Origin of the sequence: Prevotella sp. CAG:255 (assembly GCF_000431195.1) — a bacterium.
GTDB lineage: Bacteria > Bacteroidota > Bacteroidia > Bacteroidales > Bacteroidaceae > Prevotella > Prevotella rara.
The window spans coordinates 45,568-46,777 of record NZ_HF986820.1 but is presented as its reverse complement, the minus strand read 5'-3'; the positions used below and the strand labels follow the sequence as shown (position 1 = coordinate 46,777).

Below are 1,210 nucleotides of genomic sequence, written 5' to 3'. Positions count from 1 at the left end.
CACTCTTTCACAAAAGAAGCAATATCGCGAGTGGACACACAGCTAAGTTTTCTGGCTGATGCCATTGCTGCAAAGAATCATTATTATCATAACGAACTGGCTGCCGTGTTCTATAAAAGCATGTGTCTGGAACTGGGCAACGCAATAATGTCGAACGAAACAACCATTGACGACATGCAGCAGGGTTGCAGGCGCAGCGAGGCCGTGGCGCTCGACTTCACCAAGCTCGTGACAAAATATTTCACCAGGCAACATAACATAGACTTTTACGCCCAGGCCCTGAACATGTCGGCAAAGCATCTTACAAGAATAATAAAGAACACAATGGGCAGGACGCCTCATACGGTTATCTGCGACGAGATAACACACGAGGCAATGGCGCTGCTCGACGACGACAGAATGACCATAGGACTTATATCCGAAAAACTAGGTTTCTCGGATCAGGCGGCATTCTGCAAATTCTTCAAAAGGCAGGTGAGCATATCGCCTACTGAATACAGATTGAAAAACAAGAAGTCTGACTAATTGCTGAAGCAAGGTGCGTATTTGTACACAAGCCCAATTCTGCCCATTAGACTCAGCGCTCAATACAACACATTCCTTGCTTCATCAGAATAATTTATCAGCCCGTCTGAGATATAATGTATCTGTCCGAACGCCAAGGCATCTCAAGCAATGATGCTCATGTCCGACACAGACACACTAAAAAACATATCCTAGATTCACAAAAAAGTTACTGTTCTTCAGGCTGATATCATCTTCTGTCTTGTTGATGTTTTTCAGGCCAATTTCATAGCCGAAACCTACATAAGCGTTCTTGGCGGCAATAAGACCTACTCCCATATGCAAGCCGGTGTCATAACGCTCAAGCACTCCGTTGTCTCCGAATGTATCAAGATCATCCATTATTTCGCCAGATATGCCATATGCAAAGTATGGACCTACGTTTACCTGCAACTGGGTATTGCGGTTAAAGTCATATCTGTAAGAGAGCAACAAAGGCAGCTCTATATAGTTTGCGTCTATTCTGTTGTTCTCCCTACCCTTTCCTTTTACACCCTTGGCTGTATATTGCAGTCCGGTCTTTACATAAAGGCTCCTTATTATCGGGATGTGTACATAGGCTCCGGCATTATATTGCAAAGAATATTTCTCGTTTGTGATATCACCCGTAAGCTTCGACATGTTTAAGCCTAACTCTATGCTGAAC

General features: G+C 44.0%; 2 protein-coding genes. One reads left to right on the top strand and one right to left on the bottom strand.

Annotated features, from left to right (window positions below; translation table 11 throughout):
* On the top strand, window positions 1–525 hold a 525-nt coding region (locus QVO66_RS09245; protein ID WP_288172775.1), incomplete at its 5' end, for a helix-turn-helix domain-containing protein.
* 177 nt (window positions 526–702) lie between these two features.
* On the opposite strand, the gene QVO66_RS09240 is transcribed toward QVO66_RS09245, so the two are convergent.
* A partial coding sequence (locus QVO66_RS09240) for a porin family protein (protein ID WP_288172774.1) occupies window positions 703–1,210 on the bottom strand: 508 nt, incomplete at its 5' end.